This window comes from Sporosarcina sp. E16_8 (assembly GCF_017347095.1).
In the GTDB taxonomy this organism is placed as follows: domain Bacteria; phylum Bacillota; class Bacilli; order Bacillales_A; family Planococcaceae; genus Sporosarcina.
Genome location: NZ_JADPRZ010000113.1, coordinates 1 through 1,632 on the forward strand (window position 1 = coordinate 1; position 1,632 = coordinate 1,632).

The following is a 1,632-nucleotide window of genomic DNA, read 5'->3' on the forward strand; positions in this document are numbered from 1 at the left end:
GTCCAACGAAATGCCGCGGGTGTCCAACCAATTTTGAGAAGTGTCCAACCAACGAAGGAGTGTCCAACAAAACCTTCGGAGTTTCCAACCAAACCTTCGGGGTGTCCAACCAACTCAGAAAAGCCTCCAACGAAATGCCGCGAGTGTCCAACCAGTTTTGAGAAGTGTCCAACGAACGAAGGGGTGTCCAACCAAATCTTCGGGGTGTCCAACCAACTTAGAAAAGCATCCAACCAAATGCCGCGAGTGTCCAACCAATTTTGAAAAGTGTCCAACGAAACCTTCGGAGTGTCCAACCAACTCAAAAAAGCGTCCAACGAAATGCCGCGGGTGTCCAACCAATTTTGAGAAGTGTCCAACCAACGAAGGAGTGTCCAACCAAACCTTCGGGGTGTCCAACCAACTCAGAAAAGCGTCCAACGAATTGCTGCGAGCGTACAACCAATCCCACGAAGCCTCCAACCATTCTCGCAAAGCATTCAATCTAAGCTTCAAATTGTCCTTTTACCTAGATTGTGAGGTATTCTAAATAATATGACTATAGGTAAGGGAGGCTTTTTTTATGAAATATACACAAATTAAACACACGGATCTAAACGTATCCAACATCATAATGGGGAATATGCGTTTGACACAGCTTTCATTAACAGAAATAGAGCAGTTAATCCGTACAGCACTTGATGAAGGGATTAACTTCTTTGATCATGCAGATATTTATGGTCAAGGGCGTTGTGAAGAATTATTTGCCGAGGCGATTCAAATGAATCCAAGCATCCGTGAAAAAATGATTTTGCAAAGTAAGTGTGGCATCAAAGGCCAAGAAAACTACTTTGATTTTTCCAAAGAACATATCCTCGACTCAGTTGACGGTATTTTAAAGCGTTTAAACACGGATTACTTGGACCTGTTACTCCTTCACCGTCCAGATCCACTAATGGAGCCCGCTGAAGTAGCCGAGGCATTTGAAAAGTTGCATAGCAGCGGAAAAGTAAAACACTTTGGGGTGTCGAACCATAACCCCGCACAGATTGAACTGCTGCAAAAATACACACCACATAAATTAGTAGTCAACCAAATTCAGTTTAGTATTGCACATACACCGCTGATTGACGCGGGAATTGCGTTAAATATGAATATAGATCAAGCCATCAATCGTGATAGCAGTATACTAGAATACAGTCGTTTGAATGATATCACGCTACAAGCATGGTCGCCATTTCAAAATGGGTTCTTCGCGGGCCCATTCCTTGGCGATTTAGAGAATTTTTTAGAGTTGAATAAAGTGATTGACGAAATTGCTTCCAATTATGACGTAACAAACACGGCAATCGCAACCGCCTGGATTAGCCGTCATCCAGCTAACATCCAAGTTGTACTCGGAACAACGAATCCTCAGCGATTAAAAGACGCATGTAAGAGCACAGCTATTACGTTAACAAGAAAAGAATGGTACGACATTTATAAAGCTGCTGGAAATATCGTCCCGTAACAACACCATTATCAATTAAAACCTCCTGACCGGATTATCGGTCAGGAGGTTTTTCTGGTTTGAACCGATCATATCCCATGGCAAGCGATCATATGTCCATTCCACCGATCATATCCCATGGCAAGCGATCATATGTCCATTCC

Annotated in this window: 3 protein-coding genes; 1 reads left to right on the top strand and 2 read right to left on the bottom strand. The window is 43.0% G+C overall.

Annotated features, from left to right (window positions below; translation table 11 throughout):
• The coding region (locus I2484_RS20970; protein WP_207152987.1) for a hypothetical protein at positions 1-275 on the bottom strand (275 nt) is incomplete at its 3' end.
• 26 nt (positions 276-301) lie between these two features.
• The gene (locus I2484_RS20975; RefSeq protein WP_207152988.1) at positions 302-445 is read right to left on the bottom strand and encodes a hypothetical protein; all 144 of its coding nucleotides are present in this window, start codon (positions 443-445) and stop codon (positions 302-304) included.
• 117 nt (positions 446-562) lie between these two features.
• Between I2484_RS20975 and I2484_RS20980 the strand changes: the two genes are divergently transcribed.
• Entirely contained in the window at positions 563-1,489 is a 927-nt protein-coding gene (locus tag I2484_RS20980) for an aldo/keto reductase (RefSeq protein WP_207152989.1), read from the top strand.
• Positions 1,490-1,632: the final 143 nt, after the last annotated feature.